This window comes from Burkholderia sp. AU4i (assembly GCF_000466765.1).
Classification (GTDB): Bacteria; Pseudomonadota; Gammaproteobacteria; order Burkholderiales; family Burkholderiaceae; genus Burkholderia; species Burkholderia cepacia.
This window is the reverse complement of sequence record NZ_ASSI01000086.1, coordinates 19,777-42,253: the sequence shown is the minus strand read 5'-3', so window position 1 is coordinate 42,253 and position 22,477 is coordinate 19,777. Positions and strand designations below refer to the sequence as shown.

Below are 22,477 nucleotides of genomic sequence, written 5' to 3'. Positions count from 1 at the left end.
AGCGCGACGCTTACGCGACGCCGACGCCCAGGTAACGGTCCTTCACCTCGTGATCGGCCGCGAACGCCGCGTTGCTGCCTTCATAGACGATCACGCCCTGTTCGATCACGAAGTGGCGGTCCGCGAGTTGCGTGCACACTTCGAGGTTCTGCTCGACGAGCAGGATCGCGACGCCGGCCGCCTTGATCCGCTTCAACTGCTCGACGATCTCCTCGACGATCACCGGCGCCAACCCCTCGACCGGCTCGTCGAGCATCAGCAGCCGCGGGTGGTTCATCAGCGCGCGGCCGATCGCGAGCATCTGCTGCTCGCCGCCCGACAGCTGCGCACCGCCGTTGCGGCGGCGCTCCTTCAGGCGCGGAAAGATCCGGTAGATGTCGTCAAGCTGCCACGGCGAATCGCGGCGCGCGCCGAGCCGCAGGTTTTCCTCGACCGACAGCAGCCGGAAAATCCCGCGATGCTCGGGCACGAAACACAGGCCGCACGCGGCGATCCGGTGCGCGGGCTGCCCGGCGATCGGCCGGCCCGCGAACGTCACGGTGCCGCCGGTCGGCGCGACGACGCCCGCGATCGTCTTGAGCGTGGTCGACTTGCCCGCGCCGTTGCGGCCGAGCAGCGTCACCGTCTCGCCTTCGTTCACGTTCAGCGAAATGCCCTGCAGCACGTGACTCTTGCCGTAGTACGCATGAACCTCCTTCACGTCGAGCATCATGCGCGGCCTCCCGTGATCATGTTGCCGAGATACGCGCTGCGCACGCGCTCGTCGCCGCGAATCGCATCCGGCTTGCCTTCGACCAGCACGCGGCCCTGCTGCATCACCGTAATCGTGTCCGAGATGTCCATCACGATGCCCATGTTGTGTTCGATCAGCACGACCGTGTAGTCGTCGCGCAGGCCGCGGATCAGTGCCTTCATGTCGTCGAGATCGTCGATCCCCATGCCCGACGTCGGCTCGTCGAGAAAGATCGCGCGCGGTCGCGCCGCCAGCGCCATCCCGACCTCGAGCCGGCGCTGCTGGCCGTGCGACAGCACGCCGGCCGCCGTGTCGGCGAAGCGCTGCAGGCCGAGCCGCTCGAGCACGTCGTCGACGATGCCGTCGTGCGCAAGCGCACCGCGCGGCGGCGCCCACGGATTCAGCGCGCGCCGCGATTCGACGCCCTGCGCGGCAACGCGCAGGTTCTCGCGCACGCTCAGGTTCGGAAACAGGCTCGTCACCTGGAACGAGCGCGCGATGCCGCGCCGCACGCGCTTGTGATCGGGTTCGCGCGACACGTCGTGACCGTCGAACAGGATCGAGCCCGACGTGATCGGCAGCGTGCCCGTCAACGTATGGAACAGTGTCGTCTTGCCGGCGCCGTTCGGCCCGATCACCGAATGCACGGTGCGCGGCATGATCCGCAGATCGACGCCGCCCAGCGCCGTGAACTTGCCGTAGCGCTTGACGATGCCGCGCGCTTCGAGAATCGCTTCGCTCATTGCCGCTCCTCGGCCGTCTCCGCCGTGCGTCCGCCGCGCCGCAGCGACGCCACGACGCGTTCACCCAATCCCCACAACCCGCGCTGCATGAACAGGCTGACCGCGATCAGCACGAGGCCGAGCAGCAGCAGCCAGCGCGGCCACAGCGTCGACAGCCAGTCCGCGAACAGCACGTAGAATGCCGCGCCGAGCACCGACGCGAACAGGTTGCCGGTTCCGCCGATCACCGTCATCACGAGGATCATCTCGCTCGTGTGATAGTCGATGTTCGACAGCGGCGCGATGCCCGTCATCAACGCGTGCAGCGCACCCGCGAAACCCGTGACCGCCCCCGAAAGCACGAACGCCGCAAGCTTGAAGCGCTTCACGTCGTAGCCGGCCGCCGCCGCGCGCGCCTCGTTGTCGCGGATCGCGAGCAGCGTGCGACCGAACACGGAGCGCGACACGCGCAACAGCAGCCAGAACACCGCGACAAACAGCACCGCGACGAAGCCGTAGTAGCGCCACGGCGAATCGAGTGAAACGAGCGGATGCCCGAACGCGGCGAGCGCGGGACGCGGGATGTCGAGCAGCCCGTTGTCGCCGCCCGTGACGTCCGGCGTCGTGTAGGCGAGAAAGTAGAACAGCTGCCCGAACGCGAGCGTCAGCATCACGAAGTAGGTGCCACGCTGCCGGATCGAGAACCAGCCGACGAGCGCCGCCGCGACGGCTCCGAGCACGGTGGCTGCAGCGAGCGCAGCGGTCACCGATGCGACGCCGTGCGTCAGCACCAGCCCCGCCGCGTAGCTGCCGAGCCCGAAGAAGATGCCCTGTCCGAATGACAACAGCCCCGTATAGCCCAGCAGCAGGTTGCAGCCGAGCGCGGCGAGCGCGAACACGAGCACTTCGGTCGCGAGCGAGCCCGAGCTCAGCGCGACCGGCAGCACGCACACGACGGCCACCGCGAGCCAGCCCTCCGGGCGTTGCAACGCAGAGCGCCATGCAGGCACGCGCTGCGAGACTGCCGCTCCCGACGGCAGCGGTTTCGACGATTCGATCATGCGGCCCTCCCCAGCAACCCGTTCGGACGCAACAGCAGCACGGCCGCCATCGCGACATAGATCATCAGCCGTGCGCCTTCCGGCCACAGCGTGCTCATCAGGCTCTGCACGATACCGACCAGCAACCCGCCGACCAGCGCCCCGAGAAAATTCCCCATCCCGCCGACGACCACCACGACGAACGCGACGCCGAGCGCCTCGATGCCCATGAACGGATCGACGCCGCGAATCGGTGCAGCGAGCACGCCCGCGAGCGCCGCCGTCGCCGCGCCGAGCGCGAACACGAGGCTGAACACGCGCGTCACGTTGATGCCGAGCAGCGACACCATCTCCGTCGATTCGCTGCCCGCGCGCACCGTACTGCCGAGCCGCGTGCCTTCGAGCACCCACCACAGCAACGCGGCGAGCACGGCCGTGAACCCGATCACGAACAGCCGGTATTTCGGGTAGACGAAGCCGCCCCAGATCACGACGCCGTTCAGCACGTCGGGCGGCGGCACGTTGTCGCCGAGCGGGCCCCATGCGAGGATCGCGCACTCCTGCAGCACGAGCGCGAGCCCGACGGTCGCGAGGATGTGGAATTCGTGCTGTTGTGCATACACGTGACGCAGCACGAGCTTCTCGACGATCCACGCGAACGCGCCGACGACGATCGGCACGACCGCGAGCGCGACCCAGAAACTCGCCGACCATTGCAGCGCCTGGTAGCAGAGATACGCGCCGAGCAGGTAGAACGCGCCGTGAGCGAAATTCACGAAGCGCAGCAGGCCGAACACGATCGACAGGCCGACGGCGAGCAGGAAATACAACATGCCCACGCCGATGCCGTTGACGATCTGCAGCAGATAGACGTTCATGGCTTCCGTGTCAGAAAGGAAGGAAATGGACGTCCGCGGCGCACGGCGCACGCGGACGCGCGCAAGGTGTCAAGCCAGCTTGCAGCCGGTCTTGTCGACCGGCAGGAACGACTGGCCCGAGCTGACGATGTCGGCGTAATCGTCGGCATTCTTCATCCGGTTCTTCGGCTTGCCCTTCAGCAGGTAATAGTTCTTCATCACCTGGTGGTCACCCTTGCGGATTTCTTCCGGACCGGTGAGGCCGTCGTACTTCATGCCCTCCATCGCTGCGATCACCTTCTTCGGATCGACGCTGCCGGCCTTCACCATCGCGTCGATCAGGATCTTCGAGCAGATGTACGAACCCGCAAGGCTGTAGTTCGGGTTGGCTTTGAATGCGGCGTTCGTGCGTTTCACGAGGTCGCGGTTCAGCGGCGAATCGATCCCGTGCCAGTACTGCGCGCCGAAATACACGCCATCGCAGATGTCCGGCCCGAGCGCCTCGAACTGTTCCAGGCCCGATGCCCACGCGAGCAGGATCGTGCAGTTGCGCTTCATCCCGAAGCTGACGGCCTGGCGCAACGTGTCGGATGATTGCGAGCCGAAGTTCAGGATCAGCAGCACGTCCGGCTGCGCGGCCGCCGCGTTCGTCAGGTAGCCGCTGAACTCCTTCTCGGCGAGCGAGTGGTAGCTGTTGCCCACATGCTCGATGCCCTTCTCCTTGAAGATCGCTTTCGCGGCCGACAGCAGGCCGTCGCCGAACACGTATTGCGGCGTGATCGTGTACCAGCGCTTCGCCTTCGGCAGCATCTGGATCAACGGGCGCACCGTCTGCTCGATCGCGCCGAAGGTCGGCACCGACCAGCGGAACGTCGCGTCGTTGCAGTCCTTGCCGGTCAGCTCGTCCGCGCCGGCCGTCGTGATGAACACGCCGCCCGCCTTCTGCACTTCCTTGCCCATCGCCAACGATTCGGACGACAAAATACCACCCGCAAAAAAACGCGCGCCCTTCTGCTGCGCGATCTCCTGCACACGCCGCACGGCGGTCGCGGGCTTGCCCTCTGTGTCGAGCGCCGTATAGGCAAGCGGCGAACCGAGCACCTTGCCGTACTGCTTGACGACGAGCTGCATGCCGAGATCGGCGTACTTGCCGTTGGCGGCGAACGGCCCCGACATCGGCACCGGGCACGCCAGCTGGATGGGCGAACCCTGCGCGAACGCGACACGGGACGACATGCTGCCGAGCGCACCCGGCACGGCCGACAGCGCGGCCAGTTTCAACAGTTCTCGGCGATTCAAGTTGACGCTCCTGATAAAGGGGGACACACGCGATGCGACCGACTGCCAAACCGTGCCCACGCCCTGCAGGATGCGCGCCGCCGGTTGATCCTATTTATCATGATAAATAGAATGAACCTGATGCTAGAGTTGATCAAAATTAGTGTCAATCAGGCAAAATTCCGTACTCGCGCCGGAACGGATCGTCGACGATGACGCGGCGCGCAGTCAGACAAAGGAGTCGTGAAGATGGTCATGGACCGAGCCAGGGCGGGCCTCGCAGTCGAAATCAAGCAGCCGAAGCGGGCCGACCTCGTCGCCGAGGAGATCAAGCGGCTGATCACCGAGAAGGACCTGAAGCCGGGCGACCGCCTCCCGCGTGAAGCCGAGCTGCAGCAGCTCTATGCGGTGAGCAAGAGCACGATCCGCGAGGCGCTGAAGTCGCTCGAGGTGCAGGGGCTCATCAAGGTCACGACGGGGCCGACGGGCGGCGGGATGGTCGTCGAGGTGCCGCTCGACCGCACGCTGCAGCTGCTGCAGAACTACCTGTTCTTCAAGGACGTGACGATCGACGACATCTATACTGTGCGCCAACTGCTCGAACCCGAGCTGGCGGCGGGCGCCGTGCCGCACCTGACCGAGCGCGACTTCGCGGCGCTGGAGGCGAACATCGCGTGCTGCGACGGCGCGTCGGGCGTACACGACCGCGGCCACATGCTGCGCCAGCGGCAGGAGGACACGACGTTCCACGACATCCTCGCGGCCGCGAACCCGAACCCGTTCCTGCGCTTCAGCTGCGAGCTGATCAACGAGATGATCCGGCAGTTGATCGAGTTCCGGAACGACACGCCGCTCGTCGAGCACAAGCGGTTCGGCGAAGCGAACGTGTCGATCCACAAGGCGATCCTGCAGGCCGCTCGCGAGCGCGATGCCGAGCGCGTGCGTGCGCTGATGGTCGAGCACATGACCGAGGCCCCCAAGCATGTGAAGCGGATGAAAGGCAAGCTGCGTGGGCGCCTGATCCTCGACTCCGAGATCCGCAGGCGGGCTGCCGCTCACATTGCGGGACCCGATGCGGCCGCAACGGATCCCGAAGAGGACTGAGCGTCGGCCGGCGCGGTCGATTCACGGCCAACTGCTTCGCGGCGGCCTGAATACCCCTACCGCGCCGCGAATGCCGATGACGCACCGTTGCGCACCGTTGCGGCCGAACGCCGAGAGCGGCGTCGGCACCGGCCGGAACGTATTCGTCTCGTGGTGTACCCGGGCGATCGGGATCGTCAGCGCACGCCGCCTTCCGTGTACCCCGTCGTGCCCTTCGTCTCCAGATATTCGACGAGGCCGAACTCCGCATACTCGCGTCCGTTGCCCGAGCGCTTGTAGCCGCCGAACGGCGCAGCCGGGTTCCATGGCGGGTAGTTGATGTGGACATTGCCGACCCGCAGCCGTGCCGCGACCCGGCGCGCGCGCTCGAGGTCCTTCGTCTGCACGTATGCCGCAAGCCCGTAGACCGAATCGTTCGCGAGCGCGACGGCCTCGTCCTCGGTGCGGTAGGTCAGGATCGACAGCACCGGCCCGAAGATTTCCTCGCGCGCGATCGTCATGCCCGGCGTGACGTTGGAGAACACCGTCGGCTTCACGTAGAAACCGTCGCCGAGCCCGTCGGGCCGACCGGTGCCACCGGCGACGAGCGTCGCGCCTTCGTCGATCCCGCACTGGATCAGTTGCTGGATGCGGTCGAACTGCATGCGACTGACGACCGGCCCGATGCCCGTTTCCGTCGAACGCGGATCGCCGACGACGGTGCGCGCCGCCTCGTTGCGCGCCGCGGCCTCGGCTGCGGCAAGGTGGTCGACATGCACGAACATCCGCGTCGGCGCGTTGCACGACTGCCCGCTGTTGCTGAAGCAACTGCGCGCACCGCGCGTGACCGCATCCTCGATGTCGGCATCGGGCAGGATCAGGTTCGGGCTCTTGCTGCCGAGTTCCTGGTGCACGCGCTTCACGGTATCGGCGGCCGCCTTCGCGACCTCGACACCCGCGCGCGTCGAACCGGTGAACGACACCATGTCGACGTCCGGATGCCGCGACAGCGCGTCGCCCACTTCGTGCCCGTAGCCGTGCACGAGGTTGAACACGCCCGGCGGCACGCCCGCTTCGTGCAGGATCTCCGCGAACAGGATCGCGCTGAACGGCGCGATCTCGCTCGGCTTGAGCACCATCGTGCAGCCGGCCGCGAGCGCCGGCGCGACCTTGCACACGATCTGGTTGATCGGCCAGTTCCATGGTGTGATCAGCGCGCACACGCCGATCGGCTCGTGCGATACCAGCAGCGAATCGGTCTGCGTGCTGAAGCGGAACGACTGCAGCGCGCGAATCGTCTGCTCGAGGTGCGCGGTGCCGACCGCCGCCTGCATCGCACGCGCGAATGCGATCGGTGCGCCCATCTCCTGACTGATCGTCCGCGCGACCTCCTCGTAGCGGCGCTGGTAGATCTCGAGCACGCGCCGCAGCAGCGCGACGCGCTCGCCCACCGGCCAGCGCGAATACGTGTCGAAGGCCCGCCGGGCCGCGCCCACCGTGCGGTCGACGTCGGCCGCGCCGCCGATCCTGAGCTGCGCATACGGCCGCGCCGTGCTCGGGTCGATCACGTCGATCGCCTTCGCATCGGCCGGGTCGAGCCACTGGCCGTCGATATAGGACTGTTGTGACGTTCGCATCGAATGCTCCTGTGGTGACGAATGCCGGTGTCGCGCTCAGCGCGTCGCGCGCGCGAAGGTGTCGACGAGGATGTCGCGGATCTGCGCGACGAACCACACGATTTCGTCGCGCGACATCACGAGCGGCGGCGAGAACTGCACGATCGGCGTGCCTTCGTGATCGACGCCCGCGCGGCACAGCAGCCCCGCGTCGAAGATCGCGGGCGCGAGCAGCGTCGACACGAACGCCTGCGCGCTGATGCCGGCCGCCCAGCGGCGCGCGGCCTTGTCGGTCACGAGTTCGAGCGAGTAGTGGTAACCGTCGCCGCGCACGTCGCCGACGCACGGCAGTTCGAGCAGGCCGTCGAGGGTCTGGCGGAACACCGCTTCGTTGCGTCGGACGTTCTCGAGCACGCCTTCGCGCTCCATGATCGCGAGGTTCGCGAGCGCGGCCGTGCACGCGACCGGATGGCCGCCGTATGTCGCGCCGTGCAGGAACATCTGCTGCGGGCCGTCGAGGATCGTTTCCACGACCGCGTCGCTCGCGATCACGCCGCCGAGCGGCACGTAGCCCGACGCGATGCCTTTCGCGAACGTGATGACGTCCGGCTTCAGCCCGTAGCGCGCGGAGCCGAAATATTCGCCGAGCCGGCCGAACCCGCAGATCACTTCGTCGGCGACGAGCAGCACACCGTGCCGGTCGCAGATGTCGCGCAGCCCGGCCGTGTAGCCGGCCGGCGGCGTCAGGCTGCCGCCCGCGTTCTGCAACGGCTCGACGACGATCGCGGCGACGGTATCCGGGCCTTCCTGCACGATCAGCGACTCGATCTCGTCGAGCAGATGGCGCGTGAACTCCGCTTCCGTCTCGCCCGCCGGGCGACCGTAGCGCTTCGTGTTGCCGACATGCCGCACGCCCGACATCAGCGGCTCGAAATGCTTGCGGAAGTTCGTCATCCCGTTCAGCGCGAGCGCGCCGAACGACGTGCCGTGATACGCGACGCGCCGCGCGATGAACTTGCGCCGCTGCGGCTCGCCGCGCGACTGGTGATACTGGCGCACCAGCTTGATCGCCGCTTCGTTCGACTCCGAGCCGCTCGACGTGAAGAACACGCGGTTCAGCCCGTCCGGCGCGAGCGTCGCGAGCTTGTGCGCGAGCGTGATCGCCGGCTCGTGGCCGACACCCCAGTTGGTCGCGAACGGCAGCCGCACCATCTGCTCGCGGATCGCGTCGCCGATTTCCGCGCCGTGGCTGTAGCCGACCTGCACACAGTACAGCCCGGCCAGCGCATCGAAGTAGCGCTTGCCGTGGCGGTCGACGAGCCAACAGCCTTCGCCGCGGTCGAACACGGTCAGCGCGTGGTCGCGATACGCATCGGCGTGCGTGAAATGCATCAGCAGGTGGCGCTTGCCGAGCGCCTGCAGGTCCGCGTCGAGATTGACGTCAACAGCGTTCATGGTTCACTCCTCCTTCAGGGTTTCAGGTCCGGCGCGGCGCGCCCGGTCATTCAGTTCATCGACAGTGTCGGCGCCGGGCGCGTGAAGCCGCGCGTCAGCCATGCGAGCTGGCAGAGCCCGAGCACGAGCCAGCCGATGCCGACGTAGAACGTCTGGCGCGACAGCCCCGACCAGAGCCACACGTTCATCGCGAAGCCGAGCGCCGGCATCACGCCGAACGTGATCCAGCCCGCGAAGCGGCGATGCTCGGCGCGGCACAGATAACTGCGCATCACGCACAGGTTCACGACCGCGAATGCGACGAGCGCGCCGAAGCTGATCATCGTCGACGCGAGATCGAGCGTGACGAACAGCGCGGACAGCGACACGACACCGACCGCGAGCGTCGCCCGCACCGGCGTGCGCAGCCGCGCATGCAGGTGGCCGAACACGCGCTCCGGCAGCACCCGGTCGCGGCCCATCGCGAACAGCACGCGCGTCACGCTCGCCTGCCCGGCCATCGCGCTCGCGAAACAGCCGGCCACGTACACGGCGACGAAGAACGCCGACAGCGTGCCGCCGCCGATGCGCCGCATCAGCTCGAGGCTGGCCGAATCGAGATCCTTGAATGCGTGCCAGTCGGGAAACACCACCTGCCCGACATACGCGATCAGCATGAACAGCACGCCGCTCGCCAGCGTGCAGAGCAGGATCGCGCGCGGCACCGTGCGCTTCGGCTCGCGCGTTTCCTCCGACAGCGTGGTGACCGCGTCGAAGCCGAGAAACGACAGGCACAGGATCGCGGACCCGGCGAAGATCGCGTGCGCATCGCCCGACGACGGCAACGCGACGGCCATCGACAGCCCCTCGCCTGCCGCGACCCGCGCCGATGCGATGACGAAGATCGCGATGAACACGAGCTGGCTCGCGATGAGGATCAGGTTCACGCGATTGACGAGCCGGATGCCGACGATGTTCAGCCCGGTGATCAGCGCGATGCTCCCGACGATCCACACGCTGGCCGGCACCATCGGAAAAATCTGCTTCATGTAGATGCCGATCGCGAGGTAGCTGATCATCGGAATGAACAGGTAGTCCATCAGCAGCGCCCAGCCGACCATGAAGCCGGCCGACGTGCCGAAATTGCGGCTCGCGAACGTATAGGCGGACCCGGCGCTCGGCATCAGCCGCGCCATGTGGCCATAACTGCGCGCGGTGAACAGCATCGCGACCAGCGTGACCGCATACGCGGCCGTCAGGTGCCCGTTCGTCTCGCTCGTGACGAGCCCGTAGGTCGTGAATACCGTCATCGGCAGCATGTACGCGAGGCCGAAGATCACCAGCGTCGCGAGGCCGAGCAGGTGCGGCTTGCGGCGTTCGTCCGCGTCGCCGCGAAACGCGTGCGCTGCGAAGTCCTGCGTCGCGGCGGCCGATGCGTATCGACCGGGGCTGTCGTTGTCCATGCTGTCCTCACGTAGGTGGCGTTCACGGCTTCAACACTCGTTCGCCCGGCACGGCCGGCGGCGCACGACTGGAAGAAAGTGTGGTGCGCCAAAAATTCCGCCACGAATGAGAAATGCGGACGTAATCAGGGGATATTTCCGGACACCCCGCCGCGTATCGCGCCGGCGCGTCATGCATGGTGCTGTGCCGCACTGGTGTTTTGCGGACATTCCGGCTATGTTCTACGCGACCCAGTCGCCCCGTCAGCACCATGGACACTCGATCTCATCGAAACCAGAGCCGGGCCGAGCGCAGCCTGCGTTCGTCGCTCGGCCTCGCGCGCCCGGCCGGACGCCAGGAGGACATTCCCGCCACCGTCCACGCGATCGCGGTCGCGCTGGACGAGTGCCGCGTGCGGCATATCGACGGTGCCGCGCTGCTCGAAGGCACGGGGCTCGGCGCGGACGAAGTCGCGTCGCCGAACCTGCACGTGAATCGCGGCCAGGAGCAGCGCTGCTTCCACAACCTGCTGCAGCGCAGCGGCGTGCCGTCGATCGGGCTATCGATCGGCGCGCGGCTGCACGTATCGACACTCGGCCTCGCCGGCTACGCGATGCTGATCAGCGGCTCCGTCATGCAGGCATTCCGGTGCATGAGCCAGTTTCCGCTGTTCATGGGCCTGTATTTCGACGTGCGTATCGATGCGCATGCGGACGGCATGAGCGTGACCATCAGCCGCTACAACGGCGAGCCCGATCTCGAGGTGTTCCAGGTCGACATGTGCCTGTCGAGCCTGCGCCTGATCGTGTCCGACCTCGTCGGCAAGCCGGTCTGGCCCGCGCAGGTACAGCTCGCGCGCCGCACGCCGCGCAACGCGGCCGACTACACGCGCCACTTCGGCTGCAAGGTCGCGTTCAATGCCGGTGACAACCGGCTCGTGTTCACGTCCGTGAACGGCACCGAGATGCCGCTGCTCGCGAACGAAGTCAGCTTCAATGCGCTGCACGGCCAGTGCGAGGCGCTCGAACGGCAGTGGGCCGCGTCGGTCGGCACGCGTTTCGCCGATCGCGCGAAAGAGCTGATGGCCCGCGACCTCGCGCGTTTCAAGTCGATGACGTCGCTCGCGAACGCGCTGCACCTGACGGAGCGCACGCTGCGCCGTCGGCTCGACAAGGACGGCCTCACGTTCCAGTCGCTGCTCGACGACGTGCGCCGCGACGAGGCGGTGCGGATGCTCGACGATCCGGAGCTGACGGTCGCGGCCATTGCGGAACGTCTCGGCTACAGCGAGCCGCGCAGCTTCCGCCATGCGTATCGACGCTGGACCGGGCACCCGCCGCGCGCCGGCGCCGAGTCGGACACGTAACGCGCCATGGACGCGCGGTTGAAAGGCGCGCAGCACAAGCCTTCGCGCCATCCGGCCACGAGCGGGATTCATTGACGGCATCGGTCATTCCCGCACACGTCATGCATGACCTGCGTCTGCATGGCGTCGCGTTCGAGATGGCGGTTATCGTCCGGGTCGACTCAAGTAGAATGCGCGCAACCATCAAGCCGAGCGGGGCCACGCTTCCATTCCACTCGCACCGGCGCAACGCGAACAAGACGACACGAAACTGCGCAGCGGCATCCGCGAGCCGCGCCGCCCCATCCGGGCGCGCGCCACCGCGACGATCGCCCGCCGACGAAGCCTCCATGAGCAAACCGATCCTGTACCTCCTCGCCGGCAACGGCAGCGCGGCCGACTGGTGGGACGACACGCTGCCCCACTTCCGCCATTACCGGCCCGTGCCGCTGGAACTGCCGGGCTTCGGCGACAACCCCGCGCCGCCCTGCGAAGATCTCGCCGCGTATGCGCAAGCGCTGCTGGACGCGACCGAACCGGGCCACGCGATCATGGCGGTCGGCGTGAATGCGCTGCTGGTGCTGCACGCGTTGCAACGGCGCCCCGGCCACTTCGGCCGCAGTGTGCTGCTCGCGCCCGTCGGTGCATTTCTGTGGGAACGGCGCCTGCCGAAACTGATGGCGCCGAAGCCGCTGCGCAAGACCATTCACTGGCTGCTCGCGCACTACCCGGCGCTGTTCGCCCGCAAGTTCTCGAACCTGACCTGGACACGCGCGCAGTACCGCCGCATGGGCGCCGGCTACGCGCGCTGCCGCGCGTTCCTGCCGCACTGGGATCTCGTGCGCGCCGATACCGCGCTGCCGCTGCTCGAGTGGGTCACCGATCGCATCGAACTCGTGTGGGGCGACCAGGACGCCGTGCTCGGCGTGCGCCAGGCCGCCGCATGGTCGGCCATCCTCGCGCGCGCCGACCTCACCGTCACGCTGCAGGCCGGCTGGGGACACTATCCGTGGATCGACGCGCCGGCGGCATTCGCGCAGTGGCTCGAAGCGGGCGACGCCGGCTTCGTCGCGCACACCAAGGGCGGGCGCCTGGCGCTGGCGACGATGGCCGGCCTGCCCGTGCCGCCCGCGCTGTCGCTGACCCGCGCCGACGATCCGCGCCTGCCCGGCTTTCTCGCGAGCCAGCCCGACGCCGAGTGGGCGATCCGCTCGTCGAGCCATGGCGAAGACCAGGCCGATGCGGCCAACGCGGGCCTGCACACCACGTTCCTGCGCGTACCGGCCTCGCAGGCCGCCGCGCGCGTGGCCGAGCTGCTCGACGGCGGCCTCGAGGAAACGGTCGTGCAGCGCTTCATCACGCCCGTGCTGTCGGGCATCGCGTTCGTGCGGCATCTCGCGGTCGAAGTCGAATGGGTGGAAGGTCACCTCGAATCGCTCGCCGACGGCCAGGCCAGCCCGCAACGCGCGATCCTGTCGCGGCTCGGCGAGCCCTGGCAGCGCGGCACGTTCCCGGGCACGCACGGCCTGGGCGCGACGCAACTGTGGACTTTCCTGCAACGCGTGCTGCGCGCGTTCCACTACGTGCCGGGCGATGTCGAATGGGCGTGGGACGGCACGCAGCTGTGGCTGCTGCAATACCGCCCGATCAGCAGCTACGGCTGGCACCGGCACCTGACCGCCGCGAACATCGCCGAGATCCTGCCGCCGCAGCCCAGCCGGCTGGTCGAGTACGCACAACGGCGTGCGGCCGGCAGCATCCCGGCCATCATGGCGCGCTGGGATGCACGCGTATTGCAGGACAACGAACCATTCACCGCGCTCTACGGCGGCGCGTCGTACATCAACAACGACCTGTTCCTCGCCCGTCTCGCCGACTGGGGCGTATCGGCCGGCAACTACAGCGGCGAGATCGGCGGCGCGACCCCGCCGCTGCGCTGGCGCCCGCTGCGGCTGCTGCGTTCGCTGCCGGTGTTCTGGCGCATGCTGCGCGCCGCACGCGGGCATCTGCCGACGCTCGAACGCGGCCTGCGGCGCTTCGACCGGGAACTCGCGACACTCGTCGAGCAACGCGCCGACGGCCGGCAGCTGGCCGACTGGTTCACGCGCTTCTACGTGTTCGTCGTGCAGGGCAACCTGTGCATCGCGTCATCGCTGGCCAGCAGCGGCGGCGCGCTCTGGGGCCGTCCGCCGACCGCATATGGCCAGCTCGGGAACAGCCCGCATCGCCTGCCGTGGGAAACCGATCCTGGCACCGCACGGCCCGCGCCCGCCGATCTGCCGTTGCAGGCGTTTCCCGACTGGCCGCTGCCCGTCCGCGTGCTCCACGCGCTCGGCGCGCCCGGCATGCGCGGCTGGTATCTGCAGGTGCGCGAGTGGTATCGCGACAACCTGATGCGCGTGTTCTTCCGCCTGCATCACGCGATGCCGGCCGCCGACCGCGACGCATGGTTCGCGCCCCATCCCGATCGCCGCGAACGCAACGGCAGCTTCTGGCAGGACGGCAGCGAAGGCACCGACGAGGCGGCCGGCTTCATGATCTATCCGGGCCACACGCAAGGCGTGCTCGGCCGCGACATCCTGCTGGAAGACACGCTCGACCCGGGCCGGCACGCGCAGTACCAGGCCGCGCGTGCGGTGATCGCGCGCATGGGCGGCCGGCTGTCGCACGGCGCGACGCTGCTGCGCGAACTGCGCAAGCCGTCGGCCGTGCTGCCGCGCGTCGACGCGGCGTGGATCGGGCGCGAGGTGCGGCTCAGCGACGGCCGGCTGACGCTGGTCGACTAGGCGCGGCGCGGTTGCCGCGGGCCCGGGCGCGTACTCAGCGCACCGGCGTGCGGAGTTTCCCGTCGACCTTCAACGTACGCCGGTCGTGCGCGGCTTCGTATTCGACCGTCTGTGCCGGTGTGACGGCGCCGTAGGAACGGCCGTTCACGTAGACGATGCCGTCCCGCAGCTCGATCCGGTCACCGTTGACCGTCGCGGTGGCCCGTTCGCCCTGCAGCACCGCGCCCGAGCAACCGGCGGTCGAAAAGCTGCGGACCGACGTGCCCGGCATCGCGGCGATCCCGCCCTGATCCGCCGCATGCGCCGCGCTGCAGGGCGGCGCATCCATGCTGCCGGCCGCGTAAACGGTACCGGCACCGATCCCGCATCCGGCAAGCAACGCAATCGTCATCGGCTTCAGATTGTTCATGGTGGACTCCGTTGTCCGCCGCCGCGGATCGATGACCGGCCGACACCCGTGCTCGCATGACGGGGCGTCCGGATGCATCGAGTATGCGTCCGGTTCGCGGCACTCCGCCATCCGCGCCAATACCACTCACCGCCCGCCCATCCGTCCCCGTGATCCGCGCCGACGCCGGCCCCGCAAGCACCGCTCGGCACGACGCGTCCCGATGAAAATCCGCCTTGATCAAGTTGCGACCCGCAACTATTATTGATTGCGATCCGCAACCTTTCCGGGCTGACCATGGACCTCATCGACGCTCCCGCCAAGCCTCGCGAAGCAACCATCCTCGAGCTTCGCGACTTCTCCCGCAAACTGGTTCGCGAGCTCGGCTTCATGCGCGCGACGCTGGCCGATAGCGACTGGGCGCCTTCGGCGGTTCACGCGATCCTCGAGATCGGGATGGCGCCCGGCATCAACGCCCGCGATCTGGGCAACATCCTGCGGCTGGACAAATCGAACACGAGCCGGCAACTCGCGCGGCTCGAGGCGGCCGGCATCGTCGAACGGCGCGTGTCGAGCGACGATGCGCGCGCGACCGAGCTGTACCTGACCGCCGACGGCAAGAAGCTCCAGAAAAGAATCGACGCGTTCGCGACGGATCAGGTGTCGAATGCGCTGCGCCGCATGGTGCCGGCGGATCAGCAGGCGCTGCTGCGCTCGCTCGCGCTGTATGCCGATGCGCTCGCGCAGGACAACGCCGCCAGGGCAAGCGCCGCGACACCCGATGCGCCATCGATCCGCGAAGGCTACCAGCCGGGCTGCATCGGCGATATCGCGGGCCTTCACGCGCGCTTCTACTCGGAACACTGGGGATTCGGCGCCTTTTTCGAAAAGCGGGTGGCGACCGAGCTGGCCGAGTTCGCCGGTGCGCTGCCGGCCGACGGCAAGGCGCTCTGGCTGTGCCAGGAAGACGGACGCACGCTCGCGTCGCTCGCGATCGACGGCGACCCGGCAACGGGCGTCGCGCACCTGCGATGGTTCATCGTGAACGATGCGTTGCGCGGCTCGGGCATCGGGCGCCGGCTCATGACGGAAGCCATGCGCTTCGTCGACGCGCAGCGGTTTCGCGAAACCTATCTGTGGACGTTCAAGGGCCTCGATTCGGCACGCCACCTGTACGAGTCGTTCGGCTTCGTGCTGACGAGCGCATCCGCGGGCACGCATTGGGGCACCGAGGTGGTCGAGCAGCGCTTCAGCCGGCCGGGGCCATCCGGCGGCTGAGGATCGATGGGCCGCCTGCGCTGCGACGCCCTTCATGGTTTCTCGACTGCCTTTGCGACGACCGTTCCGGCGCGATTCGCGCTGCAGGCCGTCGAATATTCTCATCACTTGACGCGCGTCATGGCCGCTCGAGCCGCGTCGCGTGCGCGGTTCATCCGTTATCGCGATCACGCCGAACGCCTGCATCGACCTGCGAATCACTAGGGAAAATCCTGAGACATCCTTACAGCGATTTCCCTGATGATTCACGGAAGCGTCATGTTTCGGCGATCCAGCGGTCCGCCAAGCTTTCAGTTTGCGTCTCGAAACCGATGACGCATCGCGGCAAATTCGATGACCGCGGCCTGAAACGGCAGTCGCTGGCGAATCGTCAGGTGTTCAATACTTTCAACAACCCGGTCGAGAGTAAACGTGAGATTCCGTGGCCCGCTGGTGCGGTGGAGACGAGGCGATGCGCGAAACCTGCGCGCCGCGATCGCGTCCACCGACGACCGTGGTGACGGCTGGCAAAGTCCTCGCCTGCATCTGTCGATCTACACCATCCTGTCCTGCCGCTCCGTTCGCCGCCACAACGCCGTCGCCGCACGTGCGTACGTCGCGATCCATACCGACGACGTGGCCTCGCTGCTGCCTTAGCGCTTCACCCCTTTCCCTGCATCCGTTCGACCTGCCCGCCGTGTCGCCCGACCGGTGACGGAATCCGCTCGCGCTTCGTTTCCGTGCAAGCCGGCCCGCAATCGAACGGACTCCTGATCGTCGTGCACCGCGCTCGCTCACCGCGAGCGGTGCTCGCGCACGCCCGCTTCATCCGATGAACCGTCGCGCACCGGCCCGCGCATCGCGGATCGACACGCGCCTGAAAATGGAAGACTTCGTCATGCGAATCCGCACGCTTGCCCGCAGCATTGCAACCGCCGCCACCCTGTCGGCCGCCGCGTCCGCCGGCACGACCGCCCACGCGGCCGGTGAACTGAACATCTACAACTGGTCCGACTACATCGCACCGGACACGGTCCCGAACTTCCAGAAGCAGACGGGCCTCCACGTCCGCTACGACAACTACGACAGCGACGACACGCTGCAGGCGAAACTGATGTCGGGGAATTCCGGCTACGACATCGTCGTGCCGACGTCGAACTACATGGCCAAGCAGATTCAGGCGAGCGTCTACCAGCCGCTCGACAAGTCGAAGCTGCCGAACCTGTCGAACCTCGATCCGCTGCTGATGAAGATGGTCGCCGACGCCGATCCGGGCAACCAGTACGGCGTGCCATGGGCCTACGGCACCGACGGCATCGGCTACAACGTGCAGGCCGTGAAGAAGGCGCTCGGCGACAAGGCGCCGGTCGACAGCTGGGCGCTGGTGTTCGATCCGGCCAACATGGCGAAGCTCAAGAGCTGCGGCGTGTCGTTCCTCGACCAGGCCGTCGACGTGTTCGCGGCCACGCTGCAGTACATGGGCAAGGACCCGAACAGCACGAACCCGGCCGACTACCGCGCGGCGTACGAGGTGCTGAAGAAGGTGCGCCCGTACATCACGCAGTTCAACTCGTCGGGCTATATCAACGATCTCGCGAACAACGACCTGTGCGTGTCGTTCGGCTATTCGGGCGACGTCGGCATTGCGCACCGCCGCGCCGCCGAAGCGAAGCGCCCGTACGAGATCCGCTTCGCGAATCCGAAGGAAGGCGGGCTGCTGTGGTTCGACATGATGGTGATCCCGAAGGATGCGCCGAACCGCGACGCCGCGCTGAAGTGGATCAACTACCTGCAGGATCCGAAGGTCAACGCCGGCATCACCAACGCGGTGTTCTATCCGACCGCGAACAAGGCCGCGCGCCAGTACGTGAAGCCCGCGATCGCGCGCGACCCGTCGGTGTATCCGGCCGACGAGGTGCTGAGCAGGATGACGCTGCTCAAGCCGATGCCGCCCGAGATTCGTCGGCTGCAGAACCGGCTGTGGGCGCAGTTGAAGACGGGGCGTTGAGCATGGCCGCGTGACGTGACGTGACGCGACCCGATCCGGTGCCGCGCTTCCGGCCGTCCGGACGGAATTGCATACGGCGCCGACGCGCACGTGCTCGCGTCATTGCGGCAGACGTTCGACCCATACGCGACGTCGCCCGACCTGCCGCACGGCCGGCGACAGCAGGAACCGGCCGCGTCGAGCGGACGTCGAGACGAAACCGCTCGACGCCGTTCGACGCGCTATCGCGACACCCGCTCCGCCGCAAACGCGTCTTCCACGAACCGGATCACGTCGTCGAGCGACGACGTGCACGTGGCGCCCGCCGCGAGCGCGCGAAACGCCCCCTCCGGCCCGAAGCAGACGAGCGGTTTGCGCCAGCGCAGCGCGAGCGCAATCTCCTCGGCCGTGCCGTGCCCGCCCGGCAGCGCGACGATCAGGTCGCTGCTCAGCACGTTCACGTAGTTGCGGTTGATCGTGTGCGGCTCGGCATCCGGCTCGCGGCGCGGCAGCGGCGTGAGGATCGGGATGTCGACGAACGGATGCGGATAGCCGTCGAGCGGCACGAAGCCCGCGAGCGGATCGGCCTGCGTCGGCAGGATGCCGATCGATCGCCCGGCCCGCCCGGGCACGCCGGCGAACGCCCGCGCGACCGCCAGCATCACGCCCTGCCCGCCGCCCGTCAGCAGGTTGAATCCGGCCTGCGCGAGCCATGCGCCGAGCGGCTCCGAAAACGCGAGCCACGGCTCCTTGCCCGAGCCCATCACGCCGATCGTCCTGTTCTTCTGCTGCATCGTGGTTTCCGGAGAAGTGGTTGGATTGCGCGCGCTCGCCGCGCTCATTCGAGCTCGACGCCTTTGAGCTCGGGAATCAGGAACAGCGTCGCGACCATGTCGAGCACGTAGAGGCCGGCGAGCATCGCGATGGCCGTCTGGAACGAATAGTGCGCGGCAAGCGCGCCGACCGCGACCGGGCCGAAGCCGCCCACCGCGCGGCCGATGTTCCACAGCACGTTCTGCGCGGTTGCGCGTGCGGCGGTCGGATAACCCTCCGACATCAGCGTCCCGTAGCCACCGACCATCCCGTTGACGAACATGCCCATCAGCGCGCCGGCCCACAGCATCGCCGTGGGGTCCGACAGCTGCGCATACGCGATGACCGTCGCCACCGCGCCGAGCTGGTACAGCAGGAACGTCGGCTTGCGCCCGATGCGGTCGGCCAGCTGCCCGAACACCCAGACGCCGATCATCATCCCGACGACCGTCACCGCCGTCCACACCCCCGACTTCGTCAGCGAGAAACCCATCTGTTTCGACAGGAAGGTCGGCAGCCAGATCATGATCCCGTAGTAGCCGAAGTTCTGGACCGAACACAGGATCACGATGCCGAGGCTCGTGCGCGCGGTGCGGCCGTCCGCGACGAGCAGGCGGAACGCGTTGGCCTTCGGCTGCGCCGCGCGCTGCACGAACGCTTCCGGCTCGTGCAGCTTGTTGCGCATCGCCCACGCGAGCAGCGCGGGCAGCACGCCGACCAGGAACATCCCGCGCCAGCCGATGTGCAGCAGCAGGAACGGCGTCAGCAGGGCAGCCAGCAGCACACCGGCCTGCCAGCCGAGCGCGACGTAGCACGACACGCGTGCGCGTTTGCTGGCCGGCCACGCTTCCGCGGCGAGCGCCATGCCGATCCCGAACTCGCCGCCCAGCCCGATGCCCGCGATGGTGCGGTAGACGAGCAGATCCCGGAAGCCCTGTGCGAACGCACACAGCCCGGTGAATACCGCGAACAGCAGGATCGTCCAGGTCAGCACGCGCACACGCCCGTAGCGGTCGCTCAGCGCACCGAACAGGATGCCGCCCGCGACGGCGCCGATCAGCGTCCAGGTGACGAGCGCGCCGCCCTGCCCGGCTGTCAGGTGCAATGCCGCCGTAATCGCCGGAAGCATGAAGCCGAGGATCAGCAGGTCGAAGCCGTCCATCGCATAGCCGATCGCCGATCCGGCCAGCGCTTTCCACGCGTACGCGCCGACCTGCTCGACGCGCGGGGCCGACGGGCCGCCGAGCGTCGGAGATTTCATGTTTGCTGCCATGGTGTCCCGCCACGATTGTCCGGCGACATTCTAAGGCCTGTGCCCGCGAACGAAGGGCCGGCAGGTCGGCCCGTGGCGAGGGTCCGCGCGCGCCGGCGCCCGCCTGCGGGACGACATGGCGGCAACCTGCGGGTCATGAACGGGAGAGTAAAACGGCGGGCCGGTGTCGGCGGTGAAGCCGGCGACGTCGCGGCCAGGCCGGACACCGGACGAACGACTACGTGGAGAGAGCGGGTTGCCGGCCGGCCCGCTTGCGCGAGCCGGAGGGCGCCGGATGGTCCGGCTGCCTGGCCGGCTTCAGCCCTGGTCGTCTCCGGGCCACCAGGTCTTGGCCTCGCGGTCGACGGCGAGCGTCTCGAGATCCTTGCCTTCGAGCCATTTCGGCCGCGGGCCGCGGCCCGACCATGAGCGGCCGGTCGTCGGATCGTAGTACTTGGCAGGTGCCTTGCGTTTTCGCTGGACGATATAACCGAGCGCGCTCAGCACTTCCTGCTGCGAAATTCCCAAAAGCTCGACCTGTTCCTTGAATGCCGCGAGCGCGGCCTGCTTCTCCTTCTGCTTCGCATCCGACAGCTTGATATTCAGGTCCCGAAGTTGTGCTTCGAGTTCCTGCAGGGCCTGGGTCATGTATTCATCCTCTGTGGGCATGTTTTCGCAAAAAGCTCCGATGGCGGAACCTACCACGAAGTTCCGCCGATGGGTGCTGTCAAATAGATGTATCGTTTGCCTGAGCCGGCGCGGCTTGCGCGATACGCACTAAACGACGTCGCGCGTCAATCGATGACAGACTGAACCGGCCCGGCGACGCGCAGCCCGCCGCATACGAAGGCACGGGCGAACGACTGCGGCAAGTAAGCGCCGCACCAGGCACTGGCGCGGCATGGCGCGAATGATAGCAGTGCACGGCATCGCGATGCAGAAGTCGTCGGCCGGCGTCGATCCGAACCCGGCCGCTCGTCGGTCGCTTTTCGGCCGCTTACAGACCGACTTCGCGGGCGTCCCACGCGATCCTGTCGAACAGCGCGCGCAGCTTCGCGCCGCGCGCCGCGTTCAGCGCGGCCGCATGCGCGACGCGCCCGGCGAGATGCGCGCGGAAGTCCGGACGCGCATCGCGATTCTGCGACGCCGGCCCGCTCCGGATGCAGTTGGTCAGGATGGCCTTCAGGAGATCGAACTCATCGCGCGCCAGGTTCGGATGACGATTGACGACCACGCCGGCGAGTTGCTGGCGCATGCCGCGCCGCATCACGCGCGTCTTGCGCAGGTGCAGCGCAAAGCCCTCCTCGAGCGCGATCGCGGCCACGCGCACCTGCAGCCGCTCGACGTCGCGCGCCAGCGCGCCGCCGCCGGAAAATGCGAGATCGTCGGCATAACGCGTGTAGGTTGCATCGAGCGAACGCGCGAGCGCGGCGAGCCGCATGTCGAACCGGAAGGCGCTCAGGTTCGCCAGCGCCGGCGACGTCGGCGCCCCCTGCGGCAGATGCCGTTCGCGATAGCGCTGGCGGCCGATCCAGTCGAACCGGTCGCGCAGGTCCGGCGCGAGCAGCCGCGCGGACGGTACGCGATTGGTGCACAGCCCGGTGAGCGTGCGCGCGACTTCGGCCGGGTACCCGAGCGTGACGAACAGCGCGTGAATGCGCGCGGCGCGTATCGATACGAAGAAATCCGCGAGGTCGAAACGGACGACGACATCGCGATCGGCATGCGGCGCCGCGAACGACACGATCCCGTGCCCCTTGCGAAAACCGTGTACCGCATCGTGCGGCGCAATGCGGTCGAGCAGCCCGTGCAGGATGCGGCGCTGCGCTTCGCGCAGCCGGCCCTTCGGGATCTCGACCAGGCGGCACCCGCCGCTGCGCTTGTCGTGCGCCACGTACGTGTAGTGATGCAACGGCGTGGCGCCGCTGCGCGCGTCGACGCGCCAATGGTCGGACAGCCAGTCGAGTTCCGGCACGCGCACGCCGAGCCAGCCGGCGAGATCGCCGGGCGTCGCCCATTGCGGCACGTCGCAACCGGCCAGCGGCACCGGCAACGGCTGCTGGACGAGCGGCCGCCTCACGACGCGGATCGCGGCGGGCCGGTCGCTGCCGTACCACGCGAGCACGAACGGCGGCGCATCGGCGAGGTGCGCCGCAAGCGCATCGATGTCAACGTCGGCCCAGCGCGCGCCGAAGCGCACGAGCGCGGCATCCGCGACTTCGTGCGTCCACGTCGGCGCGCCGCCGAGCACCGCCGCCATCCGGGACAGGACGCCGGCACGTTCGGGCGCGCCGGCCAGCATCGCCTCGGCAATCGTGCGGGTGGTATCGCGCAGGGATGAAGACATGGAAAAGGATGGGCGGGACGATGAGCCAACGTGACGGGTACTGCGAGGAGTCACGTTGCGCAACGCGCAACGGCGCTCCTTGCGACGCATCGGGAT

At 67.9% G+C, this 22,477-nt stretch carries 19 protein-coding genes; 6 read left to right on the top strand and 13 right to left on the bottom strand.

The features are described from left to right. Window positions 1–10 precede the first annotated feature (10 nt). The 5 genes from L810_RS20230 to L810_RS20210 form a co-directional block, all read right to left on the bottom strand. The gene (locus L810_RS20230) at window positions 11–712 is read right to left on the bottom strand and encodes an ABC transporter ATP-binding protein (protein ID WP_021160140.1); all 702 of its coding nucleotides are present in this window, start codon (window positions 710–712) and stop codon (window positions 11–13) included. Beyond that, complete coding sequence (locus tag L810_RS20225) at window positions 709–1,476, bottom strand: ABC transporter ATP-binding protein (RefSeq protein WP_021160139.1); 768 nt, start codon at window positions 1,474–1,476, stop codon at window positions 709–711. Before L810_RS20225 ends, L810_RS20230 begins: the two co-directional genes overlap by 4 nt. Next, on the bottom strand, window positions 1,473–2,516 hold the full coding sequence (locus L810_RS20220; protein ID WP_021160138.1) for a branched-chain amino acid ABC transporter permease: 1,044 nt from the start codon (window positions 2,514–2,516) through the stop codon (window positions 1,473–1,475). Before L810_RS20220 ends, L810_RS20225 begins: the two co-directional genes overlap by 4 nt. Next, window positions 2,513–3,373 carry a branched-chain amino acid ABC transporter permease gene (locus L810_RS20215; protein WP_021160137.1) on the bottom strand — a complete coding sequence of 287 codons (861 nt, stop codon included), beginning with the start codon at window positions 3,371–3,373 and terminating at the stop codon, window positions 2,513–2,515. Before L810_RS20215 ends, L810_RS20220 begins: the two co-directional genes overlap by 4 nt. 69 nt (window positions 3,374–3,442) lie before the next feature. Beyond that, the gene (locus L810_RS20210) at window positions 3,443–4,651 is read right to left on the bottom strand and encodes an ABC transporter substrate-binding protein (RefSeq protein WP_021160136.1); all 1,209 of its coding nucleotides are present in this window, start codon (window positions 4,649–4,651) and stop codon (window positions 3,443–3,445) included. A gap of 228 nt (window positions 4,652–4,879) precedes the next feature. Between L810_RS20210 and L810_RS20205 the strand changes: the two genes are divergently transcribed. After that, window positions 4,880–5,734, top strand: a complete 855-nt coding sequence (locus tag L810_RS20205) for a FadR/GntR family transcriptional regulator (protein WP_021160135.1) — start codon at window positions 4,880–4,882, stop codon at window positions 5,732–5,734. A 176-nt stretch (window positions 5,735–5,910) separates the two neighbouring features. On the opposite strand, the gene L810_RS20200 is transcribed toward L810_RS20205, so the two are convergent. From L810_RS20200 to L810_RS20190, 3 genes are read right to left on the bottom strand one after another with little or no spacing between them, the layout of a single operon-like run. Then, a complete protein-coding gene (locus L810_RS20200; protein WP_021160134.1) occupies window positions 5,911–7,350 on the bottom strand; it encodes an aldehyde dehydrogenase family protein in 1,440 nt (479 codons plus the stop codon). Window positions 7,351–7,386: 36 nt separating this feature from the next. After that, window positions 7,387–8,784, bottom strand: a complete 1,398-nt coding sequence (locus tag L810_RS20195; protein ID WP_021160133.1) for an aspartate aminotransferase family protein — start codon at window positions 8,782–8,784, stop codon at window positions 7,387–7,389. Between the two features lie 50 nt (window positions 8,785–8,834). Beyond that, window positions 8,835–10,226: an APC family permease gene (locus L810_RS20190; protein WP_021160132.1), complete on the bottom strand. Its 1,392-nt coding sequence runs from the start codon at window positions 10,224–10,226 to the stop codon at window positions 8,835–8,837. A 251-nt stretch (window positions 10,227–10,477) separates the two neighbouring features. Here L810_RS20190 and L810_RS20185 point away from each other — a divergent pair, with 251 nt between their 5' ends. Further along, window positions 10,478–11,572: an AraC family transcriptional regulator gene (locus L810_RS20185; protein ID WP_021160131.1), complete on the top strand. Its 1,095-nt coding sequence runs from the start codon at window positions 10,478–10,480 to the stop codon at window positions 11,570–11,572. A 329-nt stretch (window positions 11,573–11,901) separates the two neighbouring features. After that, entirely contained in the window at window positions 11,902–14,337 is a 2,436-nt protein-coding gene (locus L810_RS20180) for a PEP-utilizing enzyme (protein ID WP_042975487.1), read from the top strand. A 34-nt stretch (window positions 14,338–14,371) separates the two neighbouring features. On the opposite strand, the gene L810_RS20175 is transcribed toward L810_RS20180, so the two are convergent. Next, on the bottom strand, window positions 14,372–14,746 hold the full coding sequence (locus L810_RS20175; protein WP_021160129.1) for a hypothetical protein: 375 nt from the start codon (window positions 14,744–14,746) through the stop codon (window positions 14,372–14,374). A gap of 276 nt (window positions 14,747–15,022) precedes the next feature. Here L810_RS20175 and L810_RS20170 point away from each other — a divergent pair, with 276 nt between their 5' ends. The 3 genes from L810_RS20170 to L810_RS20155 all read left to right on the top strand — a co-directional run bounded on the left by L810_RS20170 (window position 15,023) and on the right by L810_RS20155 (window position 17,990). After that, a complete protein-coding gene (locus tag L810_RS20170) occupies window positions 15,023–16,003 on the top strand; it encodes a bifunctional helix-turn-helix transcriptional regulator/GNAT family N-acetyltransferase (RefSeq protein ID WP_042975486.1) in 981 nt (326 codons plus the stop codon). Between the two features lie 411 nt (window positions 16,004–16,414). Next, window positions 16,415–16,639: a hypothetical protein gene (locus L810_RS20160; protein WP_021160126.1), complete on the top strand. Its 225-nt coding sequence runs from the start codon at window positions 16,415–16,417 to the stop codon at window positions 16,637–16,639. A gap of 241 nt (window positions 16,640–16,880) precedes the next feature. Beyond that, window positions 16,881–17,990 carry a polyamine ABC transporter substrate-binding protein gene (locus tag L810_RS20155; protein ID WP_042975491.1) on the top strand — a complete coding sequence of 370 codons (1,110 nt, stop codon included), beginning with the start codon at window positions 16,881–16,883 and terminating at the stop codon, window positions 17,988–17,990. A 221-nt stretch (window positions 17,991–18,211) separates the two neighbouring features. Here L810_RS20155 and L810_RS20150 read toward each other — a convergent pair whose 3' ends face one another. From L810_RS20150 to L810_RS20135, 4 genes are all read right to left on the bottom strand, one after another. Continuing rightward, the gene (locus L810_RS20150; RefSeq protein WP_021160123.1) at window positions 18,212–18,811 is read right to left on the bottom strand and encodes a Rossmann fold nucleotide-binding protein; all 600 of its coding nucleotides are present in this window, start codon (window positions 18,809–18,811) and stop codon (window positions 18,212–18,214) included. Continuing rightward, on the bottom strand, window positions 18,808–20,055 hold the full coding sequence (locus L810_RS20145; protein ID WP_021160122.1) for an MFS transporter: 1,248 nt from the start codon (window positions 20,053–20,055) through the stop codon (window positions 18,808–18,810). Before L810_RS20145 ends, L810_RS20150 begins: the two co-directional genes overlap by 4 nt. A gap of 297 nt (window positions 20,056–20,352) precedes the next feature. Continuing rightward, the gene (locus L810_RS20140; RefSeq protein WP_021160121.1) at window positions 20,353–20,682 is read right to left on the bottom strand and encodes an H-NS histone family protein; all 330 of its coding nucleotides are present in this window, start codon (window positions 20,680–20,682) and stop codon (window positions 20,353–20,355) included. A 349-nt stretch (window positions 20,683–21,031) separates the two neighbouring features. Beyond that, the gene (locus L810_RS20135; RefSeq protein WP_042975483.1) at window positions 21,032–22,381 is read right to left on the bottom strand and encodes a reverse transcriptase family protein; all 1,350 of its coding nucleotides are present in this window, start codon (window positions 22,379–22,381) and stop codon (window positions 21,032–21,034) included. Between the last annotated feature and the right edge of the window lie 96 nt (window positions 22,382–22,477).

What these genes read in the sequence shown, in the direction of transcription:
- L810_RS20215 (WP_021160137.1), bottom strand. Translation starts at nt 3,373, where the DNA reads ATGAACGTCTATCTGCTGCAGATCGTCAACGGCATCGGCGTGGGCATG.
- L810_RS20180 (WP_042975487.1), top strand. Translation starts at nt 11,902, where the DNA reads ATGAGCAAACCGATCCTGTACCTCCTCGCCGGCAACGGCAGCGCGGCC.
- L810_RS20145 (WP_021160122.1), bottom strand. Translation starts at nt 20,055, where the DNA reads ATGGCAGCAAACATGAAATCTCCGACGCTCGGCGGCCCGTCGGCCCCG.
- L810_RS20185 (WP_021160131.1), top strand. Translation starts at nt 10,478, where the DNA reads ATGGACACTCGATCTCATCGAAACCAGAGCCGGGCCGAGCGCAGCCTG.
- L810_RS20220 (WP_021160138.1), bottom strand. Translation starts at nt 2,516, where the DNA reads ATGATCGAATCGTCGAAACCGCTGCCGTCGGGAGCGGCAGTCTCGCAG.
- L810_RS20205 (WP_021160135.1), top strand. Translation starts at nt 4,880, where the DNA reads ATGGTCATGGACCGAGCCAGGGCGGGCCTCGCAGTCGAAATCAAGCAG.
- L810_RS20170 (WP_042975486.1), top strand. Translation starts at nt 15,023, where the DNA reads ATGGACCTCATCGACGCTCCCGCCAAGCCTCGCGAAGCAACCATCCTC.
- L810_RS20200 (WP_021160134.1), bottom strand. Translation starts at nt 7,350, where the DNA reads ATGCGAACGTCACAACAGTCCTATATCGACGGCCAGTGGCTCGACCCG.
- L810_RS20195 (WP_021160133.1), bottom strand. Translation starts at nt 8,784, where the DNA reads ATGAACGCTGTTGACGTCAATCTCGACGCGGACCTGCAGGCGCTCGGC.
- L810_RS20150 (WP_021160123.1), bottom strand. Translation starts at nt 18,811, where the DNA reads ATGAGCGCGGCGAGCGCGCGCAATCCAACCACTTCTCCGGAAACCACG.
- L810_RS20190 (WP_021160132.1), bottom strand. Translation starts at nt 10,226, where the DNA reads ATGGACAACGACAGCCCCGGTCGATACGCATCGGCCGCCGCGACGCAG.
- L810_RS20155 (WP_042975491.1), top strand. Translation starts at nt 16,881, where the DNA reads ATGCGAATCCGCACGCTTGCCCGCAGCATTGCAACCGCCGCCACCCTG.
- L810_RS20230 (WP_021160140.1), bottom strand. Translation starts at nt 712, where the DNA reads ATGATGCTCGACGTGAAGGAGGTTCATGCGTACTACGGCAAGAGTCAC.
- L810_RS20140 (WP_021160121.1), bottom strand. Translation starts at nt 20,682, where the DNA reads ATGACCCAGGCCCTGCAGGAACTCGAAGCACAACTTCGGGACCTGAAT.
- L810_RS20135 (WP_042975483.1), bottom strand. Translation starts at nt 22,381, where the DNA reads ATGTCTTCATCCCTGCGCGATACCACCCGCACGATTGCCGAGGCGATG.
- L810_RS20225 (WP_021160139.1), bottom strand. Translation starts at nt 1,476, where the DNA reads ATGAGCGAAGCGATTCTCGAAGCGCGCGGCATCGTCAAGCGCTACGGC.
- L810_RS20175 (WP_021160129.1), bottom strand. Translation starts at nt 14,746, where the DNA reads ATGAACAATCTGAAGCCGATGACGATTGCGTTGCTTGCCGGATGCGGG.